This is a genomic window from Maribellus mangrovi (assembly GCF_037646455.1).
GTDB lineage: Bacteria > Bacteroidota > Bacteroidia > Bacteroidales > Prolixibacteraceae > Draconibacterium > Draconibacterium mangrovi_A.
On the sequence record NZ_JBBIXN010000002.1, the window covers coordinates 701865 to 721542 of the forward strand.

Annotated in this window: 17 protein-coding genes; 6 read left to right on the forward strand and 11 right to left on the reverse strand. The window is 42.4% G+C overall.

Annotated elements, in window-relative coordinates; genetic code table 11:
• Positions 1-3: 3 nt before the first annotated feature.
• The 10 genes from WFY05_RS10970 to WFY05_RS11015 are packed head-to-tail and all read right to left on the reverse strand — an operon-like array spanning position 4 to position 7842.
• Positions 4-414 carry a GPW/gp25 family protein gene (locus tag WFY05_RS10970; protein WP_340112888.1) on the reverse strand — a complete coding sequence of 137 codons (411 nt, stop codon included), beginning with the start codon at positions 412-414 and terminating at the stop codon, positions 4-6.
• A gap of 1 nt (position 415) precedes the next feature.
• Positions 416-709, reverse strand: coding sequence for a PAAR domain-containing protein (locus WFY05_RS10975; protein WP_340112889.1), 294 nt, complete (start codon positions 707-709; stop codon positions 416-418).
• A 1-nt stretch (position 710) separates the two neighbouring features.
• Positions 711-2456 (reverse strand): type VI secretion system tip protein VgrG, encoded by a 1746-nt coding sequence (gene vgrG, locus WFY05_RS10980; protein ID WP_340112890.1) that lies wholly within the window; start codon positions 2454-2456, stop codon positions 711-713.
• Positions 2457-2458: 2 nt separating this feature from the next.
• Positions 2459-3178 carry a CIS tube protein gene (locus WFY05_RS10985; protein WP_340112891.1) on the reverse strand — a complete coding sequence of 240 codons (720 nt, stop codon included), beginning with the start codon at positions 3176-3178 and terminating at the stop codon, positions 2459-2461.
• 1 nt (position 3179) lies between these two features.
• The gene (locus tag WFY05_RS10990) at positions 3180-3344 is read right to left on the reverse strand and encodes a DUF5908 family protein (protein WP_340112892.1); all 165 of its coding nucleotides are present in this window, start codon (positions 3342-3344) and stop codon (positions 3180-3182) included.
• A gap of 2 nt (positions 3345-3346) precedes the next feature.
• Positions 3347-3787: a phage tail protein gene (locus WFY05_RS10995; RefSeq protein ID WP_340112893.1), complete on the reverse strand. Its 441-nt coding sequence runs from the start codon at positions 3785-3787 to the stop codon at positions 3347-3349.
• A gap of 4 nt (positions 3788-3791) precedes the next feature.
• Positions 3792-4238, reverse strand: a complete 447-nt coding sequence (locus tag WFY05_RS11000; RefSeq protein ID WP_340112894.1) for a phage tail protein — start codon at positions 4236-4238, stop codon at positions 3792-3794.
• A 27-nt stretch (positions 4239-4265) separates the two neighbouring features.
• A complete protein-coding gene (locus WFY05_RS11005; protein ID WP_340112896.1) occupies positions 4266-6353 on the reverse strand; it encodes a phage tail sheath family protein in 2088 nt (695 codons plus the stop codon).
• A gap of 20 nt (positions 6354-6373) precedes the next feature.
• A complete protein-coding gene (locus tag WFY05_RS11010) occupies positions 6374-7249 on the reverse strand; it encodes a hypothetical protein (RefSeq protein ID WP_340112897.1) in 876 nt (291 codons plus the stop codon).
• Positions 7246-7842 (reverse strand): Pvc16 family protein, encoded by a 597-nt coding sequence (locus WFY05_RS11015; protein WP_340112898.1) that lies wholly within the window; start codon positions 7840-7842, stop codon positions 7246-7248. Before WFY05_RS11015 ends, WFY05_RS11010 begins: the two co-directional genes overlap by 4 nt.
• A gap of 468 nt (positions 7843-8310) precedes the next feature.
• Here WFY05_RS11015 and WFY05_RS11020 point away from each other — a divergent pair, with 468 nt between their 5' ends.
• From WFY05_RS11020 to WFY05_RS11035, 4 genes are read left to right on the forward strand one after another with little or no spacing between them, the layout of a single operon-like run.
• On the forward strand, positions 8311-9537 hold the full coding sequence (locus WFY05_RS11020) for an ABC transporter substrate-binding protein (protein WP_340112899.1): 1227 nt from the start codon (positions 8311-8313) through the stop codon (positions 9535-9537).
• 31 nt (positions 9538-9568) lie between these two features.
• Positions 9569-10084 carry a phage tail protein gene (locus WFY05_RS11025; protein ID WP_340112900.1) on the forward strand — a complete coding sequence of 172 codons (516 nt, stop codon included), beginning with the start codon at positions 9569-9571 and terminating at the stop codon, positions 10082-10084.
• A gap of 7 nt (positions 10085-10091) precedes the next feature.
• Entirely contained in the window at positions 10092-11231 is a 1140-nt protein-coding gene (locus WFY05_RS11030; RefSeq protein WP_340112901.1) for an ABC transporter substrate-binding protein, read from the forward strand.
• Between the two features lie 11 nt (positions 11232-11242).
• A complete protein-coding gene (locus WFY05_RS11035; RefSeq protein ID WP_340112902.1) occupies positions 11243-16849 on the forward strand; it encodes a T9SS type A sorting domain-containing protein in 5607 nt (1868 codons plus the stop codon).
• Positions 16850-17134: 285 nt separating this feature from the next.
• On the opposite strand, the gene dacB is transcribed toward WFY05_RS11035, so the two are convergent.
• Complete coding sequence (gene dacB, locus WFY05_RS11040) at positions 17135-18562, reverse strand: D-alanyl-D-alanine carboxypeptidase/D-alanyl-D-alanine endopeptidase (RefSeq protein ID WP_340112903.1); 1428 nt, start codon at positions 18560-18562, stop codon at positions 17135-17137.
• A gap of 35 nt (positions 18563-18597) precedes the next feature.
• On the opposite strand from dacB, the gene crcB reads away from it, so the two are divergent.
• Positions 18598-18978 (forward strand): fluoride efflux transporter CrcB, encoded by a 381-nt coding sequence (crcB, locus tag WFY05_RS11045; RefSeq protein WP_340112904.1) that lies wholly within the window; start codon positions 18598-18600, stop codon positions 18976-18978.
• 101 nt (positions 18979-19079) lie between these two features.
• Positions 19080-19436, forward strand: coding sequence for a DUF190 domain-containing protein (locus WFY05_RS11050; RefSeq protein ID WP_340112905.1), 357 nt, complete (start codon positions 19080-19082; stop codon positions 19434-19436).
• The last annotated feature ends 242 nt before the right edge of the window (positions 19437-19678 follow it).

Consider the following 19678-nt stretch of genomic DNA (forward strand, 5'->3'; position numbering starts at 1 on the left):
CGTTTATGTTTCGCTGCCTTCGGTTTTGTAGAATGGGAATACCATATTTTTTCGCGAGTTGGTCGACCGAATGGTGTAATCAATGTTGATCAGCAGTTCGCCTTCCAGCTCATTGATTGGATCGATGGCGATTTTATTCACATCGATTCGTGGTTCATGATACAGGATGGCTCTTTTTATCAGATCGATCACGTAAGTTTTCAACGTAAGATTTAAGGGTTTAAAAAGCAGTTCATCAAGATTGCAGCCGTAACCGGGAACCATAATTCGTTCACCCAAACGGGTCGACAACAAAATCTCCAGACTACTTTTTATGTCCTCTTCGTCTTCCAGAAGTTTCACGCTTTTTGTCCCCTTTTTAAATTCCGGGGGAAAACTCCATCCGCGTCCTAAAAATGAATTGTATTCCTGCATGTTAACCTCCAATTATTACGGATGCACTTCCCATTACTATTGATCCGCCGTGTGCCGTGAGATCGCCTACACGAGCGGCCGGCATTCCTCCTATAAAAACGGTTCCCGATCCCATTGCAATCGTATCGGGCGGCCCTGTACAAGTAGCCATGTCGCCTACGCGCGCTGCGGGCAATCCTTCAATCATAACCGTCGGTTCGCCGGGAGGTAAAATCGGTCCTCCAACATGTGGTGCTCCGTTCGGATTTACCATCGGACAGACGTGCATATCATTTATTCTTGCTGCTGGTGGCATATCAATTTATTTGTACTAATGATCCTGTAACTTTTGTAATGGCCGATGATGCCAGTTCTGAACCGGCGCCTCCTTCGGCCTTAAATTCAGCATTGGCTGTAATGCCGACATTGGTTCCTTCGATGTTTACATCACCCGTTGCTTTTATCGAAATATCTCCGTTGCTTTCGAGTGTTATCCCGCTGGAATCGAAAGTGCTCACATTTCCCGATTCATCTTCGATTTTTATCGTTCCTGCATCATCGTCAACCGTTATTATTTTTCCGCCGGGCGTTTCAAGAACGATCGACTTTTTCTCGTCGTTAAACAGGAATTTCAGTTCGCTGCGTGTTACAAATCCCTTTTCGTTATTGGGCTCTTCAGGCTCAAGCGGCGATGGCAATGCACTACTGTGCAACATGCCCAAAATCACCGGATCGTTTGGATCGTCATTCAGAAAACCAACGATCACCTCATCGTCCAATTCCGGGCGAAAAAAAGAACCGCGACTGTCGCCTGCATCGAGTGTTGCCACGCGTGCCCAAACACCTTGTTCGTCGTTGTTAATAATTGGCATGCGCACTTGTACCCGGTATTCGCCATTCGGGTCGTCGTGAATTTGCGTGACTTTTGCCACGTGCAATCCGCTAACCGCACCAAGCAATCCGGCTGCCGGCATTTCATTGATATCAACTGTTTCGGAGAACCACTTAGGATTGATTCCGAATTGGGTGTCAATGGTCCAGTTGCCTTCAGTAATCTGATGACGAACGGCAGAAACATATACCTTGCCGTTGAATCGATCACCCACGCCTGACAGTATTACTGTTGTATTTGGCTTCACATCGGGCACACCCTGAAAGCGCACCCTTCCGCGCGTTTTCGACAGCTGATTAAATAACTTTTTGGCATTGGCCCAATCCTGTAAACCGGCATCGGTACTGGCGCTTCCATCGCGTAATTCCAGTTTATCGAGCTCAATTACCGAAGCCAGTTCATCGGGCGAGATATTTCCGTTGAGTTCAACATCGTCATTATTGGCTTCCTTTTCCACAATTTCCTGGTTCGCCACATCCCAGCCAAAACTGCTTACATTGGCAAACTGATTTCGGGCATCCATCTCCGCATCAAAATCAAGGATCGTAGCCCCGTAAACCAGCGTCATTTTTTCTTCCTGCGAATAATCGGGAGCCAGCACCGAAAATTTACCATCGTCGATCACACAAACTTTGCCGTTTGCCTGGGCACGCGTTATGCAGAAATCCCAGTCGCTAACACGATACTGCACCATTTCAGGATAATCAGCGTTAGTGGATTCCACATCGGCTTCCAGTCCATGAGTACCAATAATTTCTTCCAGAATATCGCTGTCTTTGCTGTCATAGAAATATTTGCATTTGCGGCCGATGCTCATTTTCACGGCCTTGTCTTTGCATTCAATTTCCAGCTGTGCTTTGTCGGACCGAATCTTCAGATTATGCCGGATCACAATCCCTTTGAAAATGGTTTCTTCCTCGGAATGGTAACCGCATTTAATCTCAATTTCCTTTCCGGGAACAAAGAAACTTTCGTTGCTCAATACAAAATCCTGGGCCGCAGGATCGCCGTCGAGCAAGACAATTTTTGCCCAGGGAATCCGGTTGATCTCCTTTTGCACCGTAATGCTCAAAACCTGGTTAGTAGAAGACAGTTCTTCCCCCTCTACAAGAATTTTGTAAGTAACCAGGTCGGCCGACCGTGCAGTTGGTATGACTCGCGTTTCAGGCATATTTACGATACTTTTTCTATGGGCGGAAAGAATATTTTCTGTCCTACCTCTAATTTTCTAAAATTGGTGATGCGGTTTGCTTTTGCCACTTCGAGGTAATATTTCGAATCGCCGTAAATCCGGTGCGTCATCAATGGCAGCGTATCGCCCTCTTTAACCTCCCGAATGTGAGTAAGGTCGGGCGAATTATTATTCTCGGTGGCTACCCGCAAGGTATCTTCAACAAAACCTTTAAATTTTGCATTGGCTGTTGCGCGAAGCGGCGTACCGTCGGATTTAAACAGTTTGAACGTAATATCAACTTCGGTTAAAACACCTTTGAATAAAAGCGTTCCCCACGAAATTACCAGGTAATTAGGGCGGTGTTCATCACCGTTGTAATCAAATACCACCCGTTTAAACTGGTCGATATCTTCCATTATACCGTTTCCTTCATCGGCCGAAAGTTCGTTGTCATCGGCAGTTGAAGTGTCGCCATAATTCACCAAAACTCCCGTTCGGTCGAAGATAAACTCCAGTTCGAGATCTTCAGGCGGTGTGCGATTATAGCGCGGCGAAGAAGAACTTGTCCCCGATGCCTGCTGCTCATTCTGCTCCACCTTGTACTTGAAAACATACTTTTCCGGGTTCAGCAAAGTCTGAAATTCGCCATGGGCAACTTCGTTATTGAACTGTTCGTCGCGGTATGCTTTTATCTGCAGTTTTGTAAGTTCTCCCGACATATTAGCGTTCTTCTTTTTTCGATAAGATTTCCATCACCTGTTCCACACAGGCCTCAATGATCTTTTCTTTTGAGTTGTCCCCTTCACCAACACCACTACTTTGTCGCTGTTCCGGCTCACTGGAAACATTGATCTTGATATGTAGTTCCTTAATTTCTATCGGCATAATTATATTACGTTGAAATAGTTATAAGTAAGTTCCAGTGTTTCGATGGCCAGCTTGCTTTCTCCAGCATTAAAGTCGCTCATGCTCCATTTCACCGGGTAGGCATGAACTACGTTCCAGGTCATCAGCGGCTCATGTTTTTCATTCAGCAGTTTTACAATGAGATTGGTGGGCTTAAAGCTGAAGTTTTCAACCGCATCACGGCACCATTTTATCACCTCCGAATCCACCAGTAGTCCGCGTTTCAGAACCAGGTTAGGATACTTGGTCCGAACGGGAACTTTGTGTTTAAACCTGTTCTCTCCTCCTTCAGCAATTTCCTCAGTATCCACGTCAACAGTCAGTCCTGCAACCGACTGAAAACGCTGATCGCCGCTACTGGATGAGATATTCGGAAACTCAACGCTGAAATGAAATCCTATGGGTGGATGGAATTCACTCATTTGCTTATTCGATCATGGTCAGTTTTTCATGCACGAACTCGGCGGTCTCGATTGCAATTTCGTTGCCATCGGCTTTAAAATCGGTCGCCTGTATTTTGGTGATGTAGGCATTGATCGCTTTCCAGCTCACTACCGGCTCATGACTTTCGTTCAACAAACTGATCACCAGATCGCCACGATACTGCTCGCCTTCTTCCTGGAAATAAACGGTTTTCACCCATTTCTCGTAGAACTCACGCCCTTTATCGGCGAATGTTCCGCGTTTCAAAGTAATGTTGCTGTATTTTGAAAGACCGGGTTGTTTGCCTTTGTGGTATTCGGCATCGGCACCGGCACGGTACTCGATCACTTCGCGTTCGAAGTCGAGGCCTGAAACTTCGGTGCAGTTAAATTCTGTGTCGCCAAAGCTCACTTTAAAATGAAACTTTGGTAATGGATATGTAGTTGCCATAATTTATTCTTTTAAAGTTTTATTGATTTAAACCTCCTGCATTTTGTGAGAGAATCTCAGCACGATGAATTCAGCCGGACGAACGGCTGCCATACCTATCTCGATGATCATATAACCGTTGAGAATGTCTTGCGCTGTCATTGTTTCTCCAAGTCCAACTTTTACATAAAAAGCCTGTTCGGGTGTTGTACCTGCAAGTGCACCGGCTTTCCACTGGTTCACCAGGTAATTATCAATCATGGCTTTTACTTTTACCCAGGTATTGGCATCGTTAGGTTCGAATACGAAAACTCCGGTTGCTTTTTGCACTGACTCTTCCACCATATTAAAGAAACGTCGCACCGAAATGTAGCGCCATTCGTTGTCGTTACCGGCCAGTGTTCGTGCACCCCATACCAATATTCCTTTTCCGGTGAAAGCCCGGATTGCATTGATGGATTTTCCACCTTGCGTATGTACATTCAGGTCGTCCTGAATATCGTTGGTTACTTTTACGGTTAATCCCGAAACATAATTCAGGCTTACATTTGCAGGTGCTTTCCATACACCGCGTTCACCATCAACACGTGCATAAACACCTGCCATGGCAGCACTTGGTGGTAGTTCGAGCGGAAGGTTTCCAATTTCGGTGAGAATCTTATTGTAAGTGGCATCGTCAACCTGTTCAACGGCATTTAAACTCCGTCCGTTCATGGCACCGTTATTCTTGTCTTTTCCTTCTACTTTCCTGATCTCAGTGATCAGATCATTCATGTTTGTAACCACATTAGCAAAAGCATCTGAGTTTGATGTAATGCCCGTTTGTGTATTCAGCGGGGTATAATCTTCAAGCTTTTTTAGTTCAGCATCGAAGTTTACAGCGTTTACATCCAATAAATTTTTGATTTTTGTAGAAGTGTCAGCGTTTTGCATTTTCACAAACAGCTCCTTGAGGTTAATATAGACCTCATCGATCTTTCCTGCTCCTTCAAAATCAGCATTAAAGGTATTTAATGCCGCATCTATTCCGTCGGCAATTGTCTGATCTTCATCCGAAATTGTATCAGAAGCCGCTTTGGCCTCAGTGTTCAGTTTTGTTTTAAAATCATTGAGTTCGCCAAGCGATTCGAGCAATGCTTCAACCGCATCGAGAAAAGCTGTTTTTTTGGTGCTGTCGCTCGAAAAAGTTCCTCCAAGATCGAAGCCGCCGGCACTGTACATTTGCATTAGTACATCGCTCACTGCTCCCGAAATATCTCCGGGTGTAGTTGTCAAATCCACCAAATCAGCCACAGTAGCAGGTAATCCCGATCCGGGACTTTCAATAGCCGTTACATTGGCATCGATGGTTTCATAAGCTGTTGCATCGTAGGAATAATGCGAGACAACAATTTTTTTAGCATCAAACTGATAATTCAGAATTGTTTTCAAAAACGGATAATAGGCTGCACCATATTTCAGGTATGCTTTATCGGCACTGATAAATTTACGCAAATCTGCAATGTTCGAATCAGTTGGGCTTGCTGCATCATAACTTAATGTATCGATAATTGTAAACCGATCCTGAAGTTTGTTACACTGCGCTAAAGCATCGTTGTAGAGGCTAAAAAATTCTGATGGAGTTGACAGTGCAGTGGCATCCGGGAAAAGAAGCAAAGTAACCTCATCCACTTTGGCCACCTCGGCCAATCCGTCATTAAAATCATCCGAATTGTTGATCGAAGTCACCTGAGTGTCATCGTCATCCAAATCGGTTCCGTAGCGGCCAACCGAAACAATGTAACAAGGCCCGCCACCGTTGGCAAAGTATAGTTGTAATGAATAATACATCAGGAACGGTTCCCTTGATGCGGGCTGTGTAACCACTAAATCGCGTTTTGTTACGCCATTCAGCAGGGTATCATTAATTGTAATTCCAATGGAAGTTTCGGGTTTTGCAGTACCAAAATACGTTTCGTATTCCAGCATCGAGGTAATCCTTGTGGGAACACCTTTAAGATCGCCTTTTATTTTATTGGTCGCTTTTTCAGTATAACCAATAAAAGCAGGGATAGCTGTTTCAACTTGCGCTACCGATGGAGGCAATTTGGATATTTCCTCGATGTAAACGCCCGGTGTTTTGTAAGTTGTTGCCATAACTGTTTTGATTTAATGTGTTACATGTATATTTCTGAGTATATTTTATTGTCAGCCTCGTTGGGCTTTATGATGCTTGCATCGGGATTAGGCAATTGTCCTTTGTCGAGCTCAATCTTTATAAATCCTTTTTCTGTCAGCGGATGATCCTTTTTAGTGACCAGTTGTTGTGCACTACCGTTTTCTTTTTCTACATCATCTTTATTTTTCACTGTTTGGTCGGTTCTGAAAAAGTACCGCCAGTATGTTTTTCGGTTCCGAAAAACCAGTTGAAAAGAGGCGAAAGGATTCCTGATTTTTTGCTGTGCAGTAGTAATATTAAGCGTGGAATTATCGCCTTTCATCGATAAATTAATTATCCCGAACAATCCTTTCTTTTCAGAGCTAGACAACTTGCCCAGCATATCCTTTTCACCCTCAACGCTAAGTACATAATCGTCGCCGGCTGCTTGTGTTACATTACTTTTTTTGATGAGTGGGAAACCGGGAGATTCAGTGTTCAGTCGTCTATTGGAAAAGAAAAAGAGCTTACCTGCATTCGATAGATCAAGATGCGTAAGATTGTAAAAATTGTGATCTATAAGTTTTAACAAAAATGTGAATTCCAATGTGTCATCCAGTGTTACCAGTGGAGTGGAATCACTATTCTCTGAAACGTGTGCCCAAACAGTAAAACCGGTATTAGTGGTTTTAAAAACCAGTTTATGACCGGCCATTTGGCGCAGAGTTACAGTTGAAGGGACCAATTCAAAAATGGTTGAAATATCAAAGTCGGCAAGCTGCTTTTTCTTGTCTTTATCGTTCATTAAAAAGAACTCATCATTTCCTTTATCTAAATAATAAAGGTGTAATATCTTTACCTCGAACAGGGGTTTATATGTGATTGAAAACGTCATTGTTGCATATCGTTTAGGGTTCCACTAATGTGAGTAATAACTTCTGAAGTTCCCAGCTTTTTATCGCGTTCAAGCTGCAGGATCTGGACCTTGTAGATCACCGAAGGCAGCTGTCGCCCGCCCAGAGTTCCCCATATATTATTCAGTACTTCGAAGCCCGGAGTGTACAGTTCTACAATAAACCTGAAATGATCCAGGTCTTCCAGAGAAGCATTGTCGCGGTTATATACCGTATTTGATGATGTAAATATTTTTTTCCCCTGGAAAAACTCGATGGTACGCGAAATACTGGTGAGCGAAGTATCGTAAAATTCGCAGTTGGCAGCTACCATTAAATATATATTCAGGTTTACCGGGGGATTGCGGTATTCCGATTTGTTGTCGACCACTTTAACCGCAGGCATATTTTTAAGAGTTGGCTCCTCTTCAACACTTAACAGGCTAATAATCACCTTTCCGTCAAGCCGTTCTGCTTCTTTTGCTCCCGACTCCCAAAGAGCAACATTATCGAGGATCAGATTCTTATTTAAACCTACCTCGTCAAAGTAATTATCAAGTTGTTCTTTTAGAATTTGTACGGTCTCGAATATCATTTCTTTCTCATTAGGGTTTGTATTTAAACGACCTACATACGAGTTTTATCCCGCTGGGATACCTATAAATTCTAATGATAAAAGGGCTTTGGCGTCTATCTTCTGTATAAAATGAATCCGGGTTCAGGATTCAAGTGATTTAACAGTTACTGCAAGTTACGACAATAAGGAGTACAAGTCAATACTTTTACTGAATCTAAATAAGGATTAATCAATAATCAACTGAAAAACAAACCACTTAACAAAAAACTATTTTATTATAATTTCACTATTTGTAAATGAATTGTATCCATTTCAAATAGAATTATATTAGGCTGACTCCTGCCGAATAAGCTCTCAGAATTTAATACATACAAAACTCACTAGCTTTAATCTGAACCTAAAAAAAATAAAGTTTGAAACATGCTTTTATTTAAGACTTATTTGTCTTAAATTGCATTGCATTACAACCCAGTTACCGATCAAATTATGAATAACAGAAGAAATTTCCTTAAATCTTTTGGGCTGAGTTTGGGTGCAGCATTAACCACCGGATCAGTTACTTCTACCGCTTCAGAATCAATAATGAACACTAAAAGAATTGGTGTTTTGTTACCTACTTCGACCAAATATCCGGAATATCCGGAATCTTTTTTGAATGGACTCAACTTGGTTTTGGATGAACTGTCAGCCAAAGGTTCCAAAATAGAGTTAGTCACTGAAATGGTAAAATTTGGTTACACATCCCAGGCAGTCAGAAAAACAAAGAAATTAATAGAAAGCAACCGGGTCGGTCTGATTATTGGGCTCTTAAATACTAATGTCGCTTATCATGTCGGTGAAATTACCCGGGAAGCAAAAATACCGACTTATATTGCTAATGCCGGTGAAAATTCCACAGGCAATGAATTAGCAGGCAATCCATTCCTCAACTTCTCGACTTTAAATTTATGCCGGAACTCGCTTATGGCCGGGAAATTTATGGTAGATAACTTTGGGAAAAGACTGGCCGTTGTATGCGGTTTGTACGATAGTGGATACGATTCGATAAATGCTTTCAGACAAGGAGTTGAAACGTCAGGAGGAAGCATCTCGGAAGTATTTACAGACCAACAAGTTGACAGCGATTTTAATGAGCGCACGCTCACTCAAATAAAACAACAGGAATTTGATGGCATTTTTATATTGATGAACGGACCTAAAGCCTACAATTTTCTTAGGACTGTAAAAAATAAAAAATTAACTGTCCCAATAATGACAACTTCTTTTGTTGCCGATGAAAACCAGTTAATTCATGCTGGCGAAACCATGGATAATGTTTATCATTTGGGATCGTGGTCCACGAATTTAGAAGGTGAGGAGAATAAAAAATTTGTTTCTGATTATAAGAATGAATTTTACACGAATCCCGATCAGTTTAGTTACCTGGGATACCAAACCGGACTGATTTTGAAAAGTCAACAAAATAAACGAAATCTAACAGCCGGCGAGCTTTCGCTGCAATCGCCTGTCGGAAAAATTAAATTTGATTTAGGAACCGGCTGTACTACAGAAAGCCCGGTTTATGTGTGCAAAACAGTTTCGGGACATTTTTCTTCGCCTCAAAATGTGATTCTTGAAAAAATCCGCTCCGAAGATGATCATACTGAAACAACTTTGGATCAGGATACAAACAATATACATTCAGGATGGCTTAATCCTTACTTGTTTGTTTAAATAAATTATTCACCATTAAATCTTATAAATTATGGAACCCTTTTTAGGACAAATTCAAGCTTTTGGTTTTAATTTCGCCCCACGAGGCTGGGCATTTTGTCAAGGTCAACTTTTAGCAATCTCCCAAAACACAGCATTGTTTTCTCTCCTGGGAACAACATACGGAGGCGACGGAAGAACTACTTTTGCACTCCCCGACCTACGAGGACGGTCGATGGTAGGAATGGGTAATGGACCAGGCTTGAGTGACATCAGGCAAGGACAAAAAGGTGGCCAGGAACAGGTAACCTTAACCGTTGCAAATATGCCGTCTCACAATCATGCACCCTCGGTTGCAGTGCAAACAGGAGCAGGTGAATCCTCAGCACCAACTGGTTATTTGGCAGCCCATAGCGGAGCATTTGGTGAAGAGCCAAGTTCGGGTGCTAATTTAGCAGGCGTAAATAGTAACAATGCAGGTGGAAGTCAGGCTTTCAGCACCAGAGATCCCTTTCTCGGTTTAAACATCAGTATTGCCCTTGTTGGTATTTTCCCATCGCGAAGCTAAGCTGTATATGAGTATTAAAATTGGCATATTGTTACCCCGATCAGACATGTTCCCTACTCTGGCACTCGATTTTTTAAACGGGTTCAGGATGGGAGTATCAGATTGGGGTAACAATGCTAATACTCCTGAACTATTAGTTGAAAGCATTGGAAATGCATGCGGAGATTCTGTGTTGAAAACCGCTGAAAAAATGATACTTCAGGAAAACGTAGATTTGACCGTATCTTTCTGCAGCATCCATAATTTGAAAGATCTGGCAAGTATCTTCTCCGCCTACAAAAAAAATCTCATTCACCTCGATTTAGGAGGAAATGTATTAACACAAGAACATGTTAATCCGTATGTGTTACACCATACCCTGAACCTTTGGCAATCGGCTTATAAATCGGGAGAATATGCGGCAAAAAACTTTGGTAAAAGCGCAGCAATTGCAGCATCGTTTTACGATGGCGGCTATCACCTGGTTGAAAGTTTTGTTAGAGGTTTCATCGCAAACGGAGGATCTGTTGCATTCTCATATGTTGCTCCTTTCGACTATAAAACAGAAACTTACCAGGCGCTAATCGACGGCATTCAGAACAACAAACCTGATTTTGTGTTCTCACTATTTACCTACAAAGAAGAACAGAAAGTATTGGGCATTCTCTCCGAAAAAATTGAAGATAAAAGCCTGCCTGTTATTTGTTCACCATTGATCGGCCTCAATACAGAAACCATCAAAGAATATGCGTTAGAAAATGTTGTTTCCATTTCCTCATGGGATTTCACTCCTGAAGAACCGGAAATGCACAATTTCATTCAGGCCTTTGAAAAAAAATACAATGCCTCTCCCAATGTTATCAGTCTCCTGGGATTTGAAACAGGTTTAACTGTATTGAACTCGGTTGACGAGGAAGGAAATCTTCCACCGGAACTTGGCACCTATTCCGAAGATATCAAAATCCGGTCTCCCCGGAGAGAGCTATCGTTTAATTCTTTTCATGAATCACAAACAACTGGATATTTCGTATCGCATTACGATTTCACAAAACAACCCTATAAACGTACAGCATTGCAACAGATTGATCTTAATGGAGAAGAAAGTCTGTACGATCAATTTAAAGACCTCCCGTTAAGCGGGTGGCAAAATCCCTACATCATAACTTAAAAACATTCAGCATGAAAACATTTACTTTTATTCTCACTCTATTAATAATGATTTGGACACAATCGCTTCTGGCACAAAAAGTTGTTGTGATTGGGATTAACCATAACTCCACAAGTCCAAACACCGATGGCTTTTCTTTTCTGGCAGCAGAAAACTTGCTTGTCGGGGATATTATTTATTTTACTGAAAATGAATATTCAAATGCAGGCAATGCTTTTGTAAACCTCGAAGAAGGAGTAGTTGCATTTACAGTTACTTCAGCAATTAATACCGGAAACGTTGTATTTATAAGCGAAACCGGGACAAGTACAAACACCTTCAGCATAAGTTCAAGCAGCGGAAACGGAACTGCAGTAAAAACAAATTCGAGCGGGTCTTTTTCGATAGCTTCAGGCGGGGAATCGCTGTATGCCTATTCTGATGTGGATGAAGATCCATCGAATGGAGTGACTGAGATTTACTCCGTATTGTGCACCGGTTCAGGAGAAATACCAACAGCAACCGGAGGAAACATACCTGCCGATTTAGATCCCACCAACGATTACGCCAACGCCGTTGTGGTTGACGGTTTTACATACGGTTCTGTACCCGATCGCCTGGAATTCAACACCGGCGCCGGAGACCGCACCAATGTTAACCAAACCATGCTGGAGAATCCAACGAATTATACTACAGGCACTGCCGTAGCGCTTTCTACGCAGTCTTTTACCAATTTTAGTCTTTCAGAATCAAATCCTGTATTGACTGTATCCGCGTCACCTGCTTCAGTTAATGAAAACAGTGGCAGTTCAATCACTTATACATTTTCGCTGAGTGCGAATGCCACAAGCAATATCACTATCAATTTCAGTGTTGGCGGCACAGCAACCTTTACCACCGATTACACGCAAAGTGGTGCGACAACATTCAATGCGTCCAGCGGGACAGTCACCATTTCTTCGGGCACGAATTCAGCTGACATCACGTTAACTCCCGTTTCAGATGACGGACTTGAACCCGATGAAACAATCGTTCTCACCCTGAAATCAGGAACAGGTTATGATGCCGGAAGTCCGTCATCGGCCAGCGGAACTATTGTTAATGATGATACACAAGCTGTAATGCCTTTGGTTGCAATCACAGGAACCAATCAAAACGATCCGGAAGGATTTTCTTTTGTAGCACTCGATGATATTAGCTCAGGAACCGTAATTTATTTTACCGAAAACTCCTTTGATAACAGTTCGCTGGCGTTTTCAGGAACGGAAGCTGTTTTGAGCTGGACCTCTCCGGGTACCGATGTTCTGCGAGGCGAAGTTATTGCAGTAAAAGAAGATCCGGCAGGCACTTTTACTGCCAGTAGCCAAAGTGGTAACAATGGTAGCATTTCGCTGGTAAGCGGAACCCTGTCTTATGCTTCCACTGGCGAGCAGTTTTATGCCTATACTGATTCAGACAGTGATCCGACCAATGGCGTAACAGAAGTTCATTCGGTATTATTTACGGGAACGACTACAACGTCAGGCGGAAATATTCCATCGTCAGAAGATCCGTCCACTGTGTTCACCAGCGCTGTTGTTGTTGATGGCTTTGCTGCCACCGCACCGAACAGAACAGAGTACGACCCGGCGAAACGAAATGTAACCGTCGATAATGCTAACTTCCAGAACGTTGGTAACTGGCTGCATGGACAGGCAAATCAAGATCTTTCTGAAGTACCGTTCAGCAATATTATCATTTCAAAAGGCTCTGCAAGTCCGACAGTTACACTTGCTGTTTCTCCGTCGGATGTTGTGGAAGATGCAGTCGATACCCTTTTCTATACTTTTACAATGAGTGCACCGGCCTCAGGTGACATTACCATAAACTTTGACGTAGCAGGAACTGCCAACTTTTCGACAGATTACACCGTTGACGGAGCAAGTTCTTTCACTGCATCTTCCGGTAGTGCAGTAATTGCCAATGGCACATCAACTGCTGTAGTTTCGCTAGTCCCCGTTGGAGATTCTGATGTTGAAACACAGGAATCTGTTCAGCTCATTATTACTTCAGGAACAGGATATGACGGAGGATCTCCGAACGATGCCACAGGAACAATCTCAAACGACGATACCAGCACATCCGATCCTCTGGTAGCGATAACGGGTTTAAACCATGAATCACCCGATGGATTCTCCTTTGTAGCGGCACAGGATATTCCGGCAAGTACAACCATCTATTTCACCGATAATTCATTCGATAATACTACGCTCATGTTTTCTTCGGGAGAAGCGGTTCTTTCCTGGACGTCTCCATCAACGATTGTGCCTTCAGGCCAGGTAATTGTAGTTACCGAAACAAGTCCGGATGTTTTTTCAGTAACACGAAGTAACGGTTCAACCGAAACCGGAAGTATAACGCTTGAATCCGGAAACCTGGCACTGGCAACCGACGGCGAAACCTTTTATGCCTACGAGGATGATGATAACGATCCGACAAATGGAGTAGTTGATATTTACTCGGTTTTATACACCGGTGTGGTTGCTTCATCCGGTGGAGCTATTCCTGCTTCAGAGGATCCTTCCGGAATTTACGTACAGGCTCTGGTAGTAGACGGTTTTGCAGCAACGGCTCCTAACCGGACCGAGTATGATCCAACAAAAAGAAATGTACTGATTGAAGATGTTGATTTTGAAGATATCAGTAATTGGTTATTTGCACAAACAAACCAAACATTATCTAATGTTCCTTTTGATAATCTGAATATTGTGATCGATTATAACACTGATCCGTCAATAACAGGTCTGCCTGCAAATATTACAGTATTGGAAGATACGCCGACTCCCGTTAATATTGCATCGGCTAATATTCTGGATGATTCGGGTGACAGCATAATTACTTTGACAATAGAAGCTGGTTCCGGTGTATTTTTTCTGGCAAACGCACCAAATATGAATTTTAACGGAAATGCATCGGGTTATATTACGATTTCGGGTTCACTTGCAAATATCAATAATTATCTCGACTTCCCTACAAATATTCAATATTCAGCCCCTCAGGATTTAAGTGGGAATGACGCGACAACCTTAACATTAACAATAAATGACAATGGATTTACTGGTCTTGGTGGAGGTTCTGATGTCGTTTTAGGAACGGTAAATATCGATATAACTCCTGTAAACGATCCTCCTGTAATAACGAATGTTTACGGCGATTCATCTACAGAGATCGAAGTAGGGAATGGAGCCCAAAGCATAAGTGATCTGAATGATGCCACGGTTTCAGATGTTGACTCACCTGATATGAATGGAGGATATCTTAGTCTTAATCAAACAAGCGGAACAGCGAACGGTAATTTTGGAATGGATGGAACAACCGTCACCTCAGGTGGCGATGCCACAATTGCTGCCGGAGAAACAGTTGCTGTGGGAGGCACCGCAATTGGAACTGTTCATGCCACTAATGACGGACAAGGTGGAAATACACTTGAAATTGATTTTAACAGTGCAAATTCAACGAATGCAAACATACAAAGCTTACTCAGAAACCTAAGCTATTCAGCCCCTTCTGGAATTGATTCAAGAACATTCATTCTTACATTGAATGACGGAGACGGAACAGCCAATGGCGGTAGCAATCAAACCTCAGGAAGTTTTACTATAAATGTTGTTTTATTCGAACCGGACATTGCCTTGAAAACCGGACGAAGTTACATAAACGTCGGAGACACCATTGATTTTGGAGATGTTGAAATGGGAGATCAATCAGATACTACCATTTTTGTACTCAACGAAGGGAATGCCGATTTAACGTTGTATTCTATAGGCCAGGCTCCTGCATTTTACTCTTTTAATACTGCCGGGATAAAAACTAATCTTATTCCTTCTGATTCAACAAGCTTCGGTATTTCCCTCCAACCAGTTCAACTCGGGGAGAACATCTCTTTGATTTCTGTGGGTTCAGACGATCCGGATGAATCGAATTATTCGTTTTTTGTTAAATCTGTTGGTGTTGTTGATAGTACACCTCCAACGGTAGTTTGCCAGGATTTATCTATTTGGCTCGATCAAAGCGGAACTGCTTCAGTTACTGCACCTGAGATAGACAATGGATCAACCGATATCTCGGGAATTGATTCCATGTGGCTGAATAAATACGATTTTACTGCCGCTGATTTAGGCTCAAACCTAATAACACTCTACGTATCTGATGTAAACGGCAATGCAGATAGCTGTACCGCTATCGTTACAATTGGAGATAACATCGCACCAGATGTAGAATGTAATCCAATTACCATTTACATGGATGAAAATGGCGAATACCCGCTAACTGATGACCAAGTGGCTGAACTATCAAACGGAACTACCGACAATGTTAGTGCACCGGAAAACCTGAATATTTATGCATTAGCTAATTCCAATGTATTTAACTGTAACGAAAACGGTCATCAAATAGTGGTACAGGTATTTGCTGTCGACGAAGCAGGAAACAGGAGTAACTGCATCAGGCTTATTAATGTTATCGATACTTTCCCTCTTTCAATGAATCCGGTTGATGATATTGAAGTTTATCTTGGTGCTGCCAGGTGCGATACCACCATATCCATATCCTACCCCGAATTAACGACAAACAACAAATGCGCCGAATTCGCCCAAATTTCCGGTCTCGGACCTGACGGTGTATTCCCGGTAGGTACCACTGAAGAGAAATGGCTGTTAAGCAATTCAAAAGGAGATTCGCTGGAGTTCTCGTTTAATGTTATTGTTACATCAGATAACCTAGCTCCTGCCCTCGATCCTATTGCTGATATCGATACAACGAGTACTGTTTCAGAATTCATTATTCCATTAACAGGTATTTCATATGGCGCTGATTGTGCCGGGCAGGAAATTGCAGTAAGCGCTTCAGGGATCAACAGCGATGTTGTTAATAACATCAGTGTTGATTACACCTCACCCGAAGCAAGCGGTGAATTAACCTTAAGCATTCCAGCTGCTGCCAACGGAAGTGACACCATTACCGTAAACGTGGAAGACAGCGAAGGTGGCACTGTTTCACGGACTTTTGCGTTCACCATCTATCATATTAACCAGGTCCCGATGGTCATGAACGCCTTATCCGACCAGGAACTCATTGCCGATCGGGAACTTAAAATCCCTTTCAACGATTCATTGTTTGTTGATAACGACGGTGATTCGCTGCTGATTGAATTTGCCTTGGAAGATGAATTAGTCTTGCCGGCATGGTTCGAGGTTATGAATGATACCCTTTACATCACACCTTCAATTGCTGACACTGGCTGTATTTCAGTGGTTATCACAGCTACCGATCCATCCCTGGCTTCAGTGAGTGATACTTTTGCGGTTTGCGTAAAAGGATTCCCGGTAGGTGTAGGCGAAATAAACAACAACGAGTTAAGTCTGAATATGTTCCCGAATCCTTCGAAAGGATTGGTAACCATCGAATTTGATACGCAGGTTGCAGATAAAACTGAAGTACTTGTGACCGACATTGCGGGTAAACAGATCCTTAAAAAATCTTACCTGGCAAGTAAACTCATCAACCTCAACTTAAGCGATCAGGTTTCAGGAATGTATCTTGTAAATGTTCAGGCGAACGGGCAGCATTACATGCGAAAACTTATTTTGAACAAACGATAAATCATCACATTAAATCATAGAACAGGAATCCGGGTTGGGTTCCTGTTTTTTTATGATCTAAGATCACTACTTCCTTAAAAGATTTGCAGCCCCTGTAGATTTTTTACAAAACCCTGAAACAAGTTCAGGGTGACGGTATTGTGAAATGAAAAAATACATTATAAAATTCGTCATGCTGAACTCGATTCAGCATCTCTTTCAACATCGTATTACAGTCAAAAAGTTGGATTGATGGCTCGAAATGACAAAATAATTGGATGATATTCCATTGACTTACTTCAGCAACTAATTTGTTTCTTGCAGTTCCAAAAGCAAATGCTCAATTTCTTTGACGAGCGCCGAATGTGATCCCGAAAAATGATTGAACATGATGGAAAAGACAAGTTCTTGTCCGGAGTCGGCTTTTAAATAACCGGAATAGCAGCGAACACGCGTCATACTACCGCTTTTAGCTTGCAAAGTCCTTCCCGGGAATTTAGCCTGTGCAAAAGAATACAGGGTACCTTCTCCGGCTTCCGGAAGCGATGCAACAAATGCCTTATTATATACCATTTTGCTAAGCATCTCAACAAAAAATGCAGGCGAAACGGCATTGAAATGCGACAGGCCACTTCCGTCTTCCATAAAAATAGCATCGGCAGCTAATCCCCTGTCCTGCCAATATTCTTTCACCATTTCAATACCGTCTTCACGATTTCCAATACCGGTATTTTCAACCGCAATTTGTTTCAGGAAGTGTTCAGCAAATAAATTCACGCTTTCGTAATTCAGCACTTTGGTAATTTCTGCCAGTGTTGGCGACTCCTGAATAAAAATATTTTGTACCTCTGATTTATCAACGTTTTTAAAAATAACATTACCGCTTAAGAAGACACCTTTATCGATCAAAGCCTGCTGAAAATCAGCTGCCAGAACCTGCCCGGGATCATGTATTGCGGCTTTAATGGTAAATGCCCTCCGGTTAGCCGGAATTGTTCCGCGAATCACCCGGATTTTATCCAGCGGACTTCCAAAAACATAGGCATTGTCGCGATTATCGCCTGCCGATCGAACCTCGTTTTTAATTTTAATTCCTTCGATCTTTGGCCAGGTAGAAATTATTTCGGTTGGTTCTCCGACCTTTTTAGGTGATCGAAACGAAATTCGAAACATGTCATCGTACACCGTAAAAGCATTAGCACCTGCGCCGTAATAATTTCCAATGTCTTCCCAAATCCAGGTAGCCGGTACTTTTTCGGTATCATAAACCGAGGCATCTAACACCAGATCTCCATCAATTTTATCGATACCGGCCTCTTTTACTTTTTGCACCCACTTTTGCAGAAAATGATAATAATGATCTTGAAAATATTCCGATCCAAGTGCGGGATCAGCGCCTCCCGTCAACACGAGATTACCTTTCAGAACTTTGTTACGGTTTATTTTTCCGGTAAATCCAAGTTTGGTCTGAAAACGATAATCGTCACCAAGTATTTCTATGGCAGTAGCCGAAGTAATTAGTTTCATGGTGGATGCCGGTATCAACAATTTTTGGGCGTTCCTGCTATAAAGCTTCTCCCCCGATTCCAGATCGCTAACCAAAATCCCAACAGTGGCGTTTTTGTATTCAGGCTTTTTCAACAATTCATTTATCGAATTTTCAAAGTTTTCCTGTGCCTGAAGAAAAAGTGAGAAACTGCCTAAAAACAAGATGAAAAAGAAACGTGCAATCATTTTTATTACTTTTGAGCTTCTAAAGTACGTAAAATATGTTGCGAACACTCTTCATAGTTGGTGTCGGTGGTTTTATCGGAAGTGTGATGCGCTACCTTGTTCAGCTTTTTGTTGAACGCGATATGTCGAGCACTTTTCCGTGGGGAACCTTTGTTGCCAACATAGCTGGTAGTTTTATTATCGGAGCGGTTTTCGCACTGGCCCAGAAAGGCAACCTGTTGAGTGCCGAATGGCGTCTGTTCCTGGCAGTAGGCATTTGCGGTGGTTTTACTACTTTTTCTTCTTTCGCCTACAACAACCTAACCATGCTGCGCGAAGGCGTTTACGGACAATTCATCCTAAATGTAGGTGGCAGCCTTGTTTTTGGTCTGCTGGCTGTTTACCTCGGAATGATCGCTGTAAAAGCAATATTCTAAGCATCGCCACCGAACTTCCGAACAAATTCATTAAATTCTGAAACATCAGACCTTCGATTTATGTAAACAGGATTGAATGCAATCAACCAAAAACCAATGCTATGAACATTTCAGAAAAAACAGGGGTACTCAAAGTTTATGTCGGCGAATCGGACAAAATAAACGGACGGGTGTTGTTCGAAGAAATTGTATTTGAAGCCCGGAACGCAGGTTTGGCGGGAGCTACTGTGTACAAGGGAATGATGTCGTTTGGTGCCAGCCACTCGATACACACCATGAAGATTTTTGCACTGTCAAATGATCTGCCCGTCATCGTCGAGATCATCGATAACATCGACAAACTGGACAAGTTTGCCGAAACGGTTAATAAGATCATGGAGGCCAGCAAACGAGGCGGACTGGTAACTTTCCAGGAACTGAGCGTGATTCGCTACGAAAAAGGAGAAAAGTACAGGTAGAAGCGGGAAGTTGGAAGCAGGAAGCTTGAAGCTAGCAGTGGGAAGATGAAAGCTGGATGATGGATACTTGTAGCCTGGGGATTGTAACTCGTAGCTTCTTTAACACTTTTTAAGTTAACCCAATATCAAATCAGCCGATTCATGCATTTTAGCTCTGTTTTAGTGTGCCAGAAATTACTACCTTTGGACTGCCAAAAAAATCAGGACTTAATATCCTGATTTACTGCAAATAACAAAATAAA

Coding starts and splice junctions, on each gene's coding strand:
- WFY05_RS10985 (WP_340112891.1), bottom strand. CDS start 3,178: ATGTCGGGAGAACTTACAAAACTGCAGATAAAAGCATACCGCGACGAA.
- WFY05_RS10995 (WP_340112893.1), bottom strand. CDS start 3,787: ATGAGTGAATTCCATCCACCCATAGGATTTCATTTCAGCGTTGAGTTT.
- crcB (WP_340112904.1), top strand. CDS start 18,598: ATGTTGCGAACACTCTTCATAGTTGGTGTCGGTGGTTTTATCGGAAGT.
- WFY05_RS11050 (WP_340112905.1), top strand. CDS start 19,080: ATGAACATTTCAGAAAAAACAGGGGTACTCAAAGTTTATGTCGGCGAA.
- WFY05_RS11005 (WP_340112896.1), bottom strand. CDS start 6,353: ATGGCAACAACTTACAAAACACCGGGCGTTTACATCGAGGAAATATCC.
- WFY05_RS10975 (WP_340112889.1), bottom strand. CDS start 709: ATGCCACCAGCAGCAAGAATAAATGATATGCACGTCTGTCCGATGGTA.
- WFY05_RS11020 (WP_340112899.1), top strand. CDS start 8,311: ATGAATAACAGAAGAAATTTCCTTAAATCTTTTGGGCTGAGTTTGGGT.
- vgrG (WP_340112890.1), bottom strand. CDS start 2,456: ATGCCTGAAACGCGAGTCATACCAACTGCACGGTCGGCCGACCTGGTT.
- WFY05_RS11015 (WP_340112898.1), bottom strand. CDS start 7,842: ATGATATTCGAGACCGTACAAATTCTAAAAGAACAACTTGATAATTAC.
- WFY05_RS11010 (WP_340112897.1), bottom strand. CDS start 7,249: ATGACGTTTTCAATCACATATAAACCCCTGTTCGAGGTAAAGATATTA.
- WFY05_RS11035 (WP_340112902.1), top strand. CDS start 11,243: ATGAAAACATTTACTTTTATTCTCACTCTATTAATAATGATTTGGACA.
- WFY05_RS11025 (WP_340112900.1), top strand. CDS start 9,569: ATGGAACCCTTTTTAGGACAAATTCAAGCTTTTGGTTTTAATTTCGCC.
- dacB (WP_340112903.1), bottom strand. CDS start 18,562: ATGATTGCACGTTTCTTTTTCATCTTGTTTTTAGGCAGTTTCTCACTT.
- WFY05_RS11000 (WP_340112894.1), bottom strand. CDS start 4,238: ATGGCAACTACATATCCATTACCAAAGTTTCATTTTAAAGTGAGCTTT.
- WFY05_RS11030 (WP_340112901.1), top strand. CDS start 10,092: ATGAGTATTAAAATTGGCATATTGTTACCCCGATCAGACATGTTCCCT.
- WFY05_RS10970 (WP_340112888.1), bottom strand. CDS start 414: ATGCAGGAATACAATTCATTTTTAGGACGCGGATGGAGTTTTCCCCCG.
- WFY05_RS10990 (WP_340112892.1), bottom strand. CDS start 3,344: ATGCCGATAGAAATTAAGGAACTACATATCAAGATCAATGTTTCCAGT.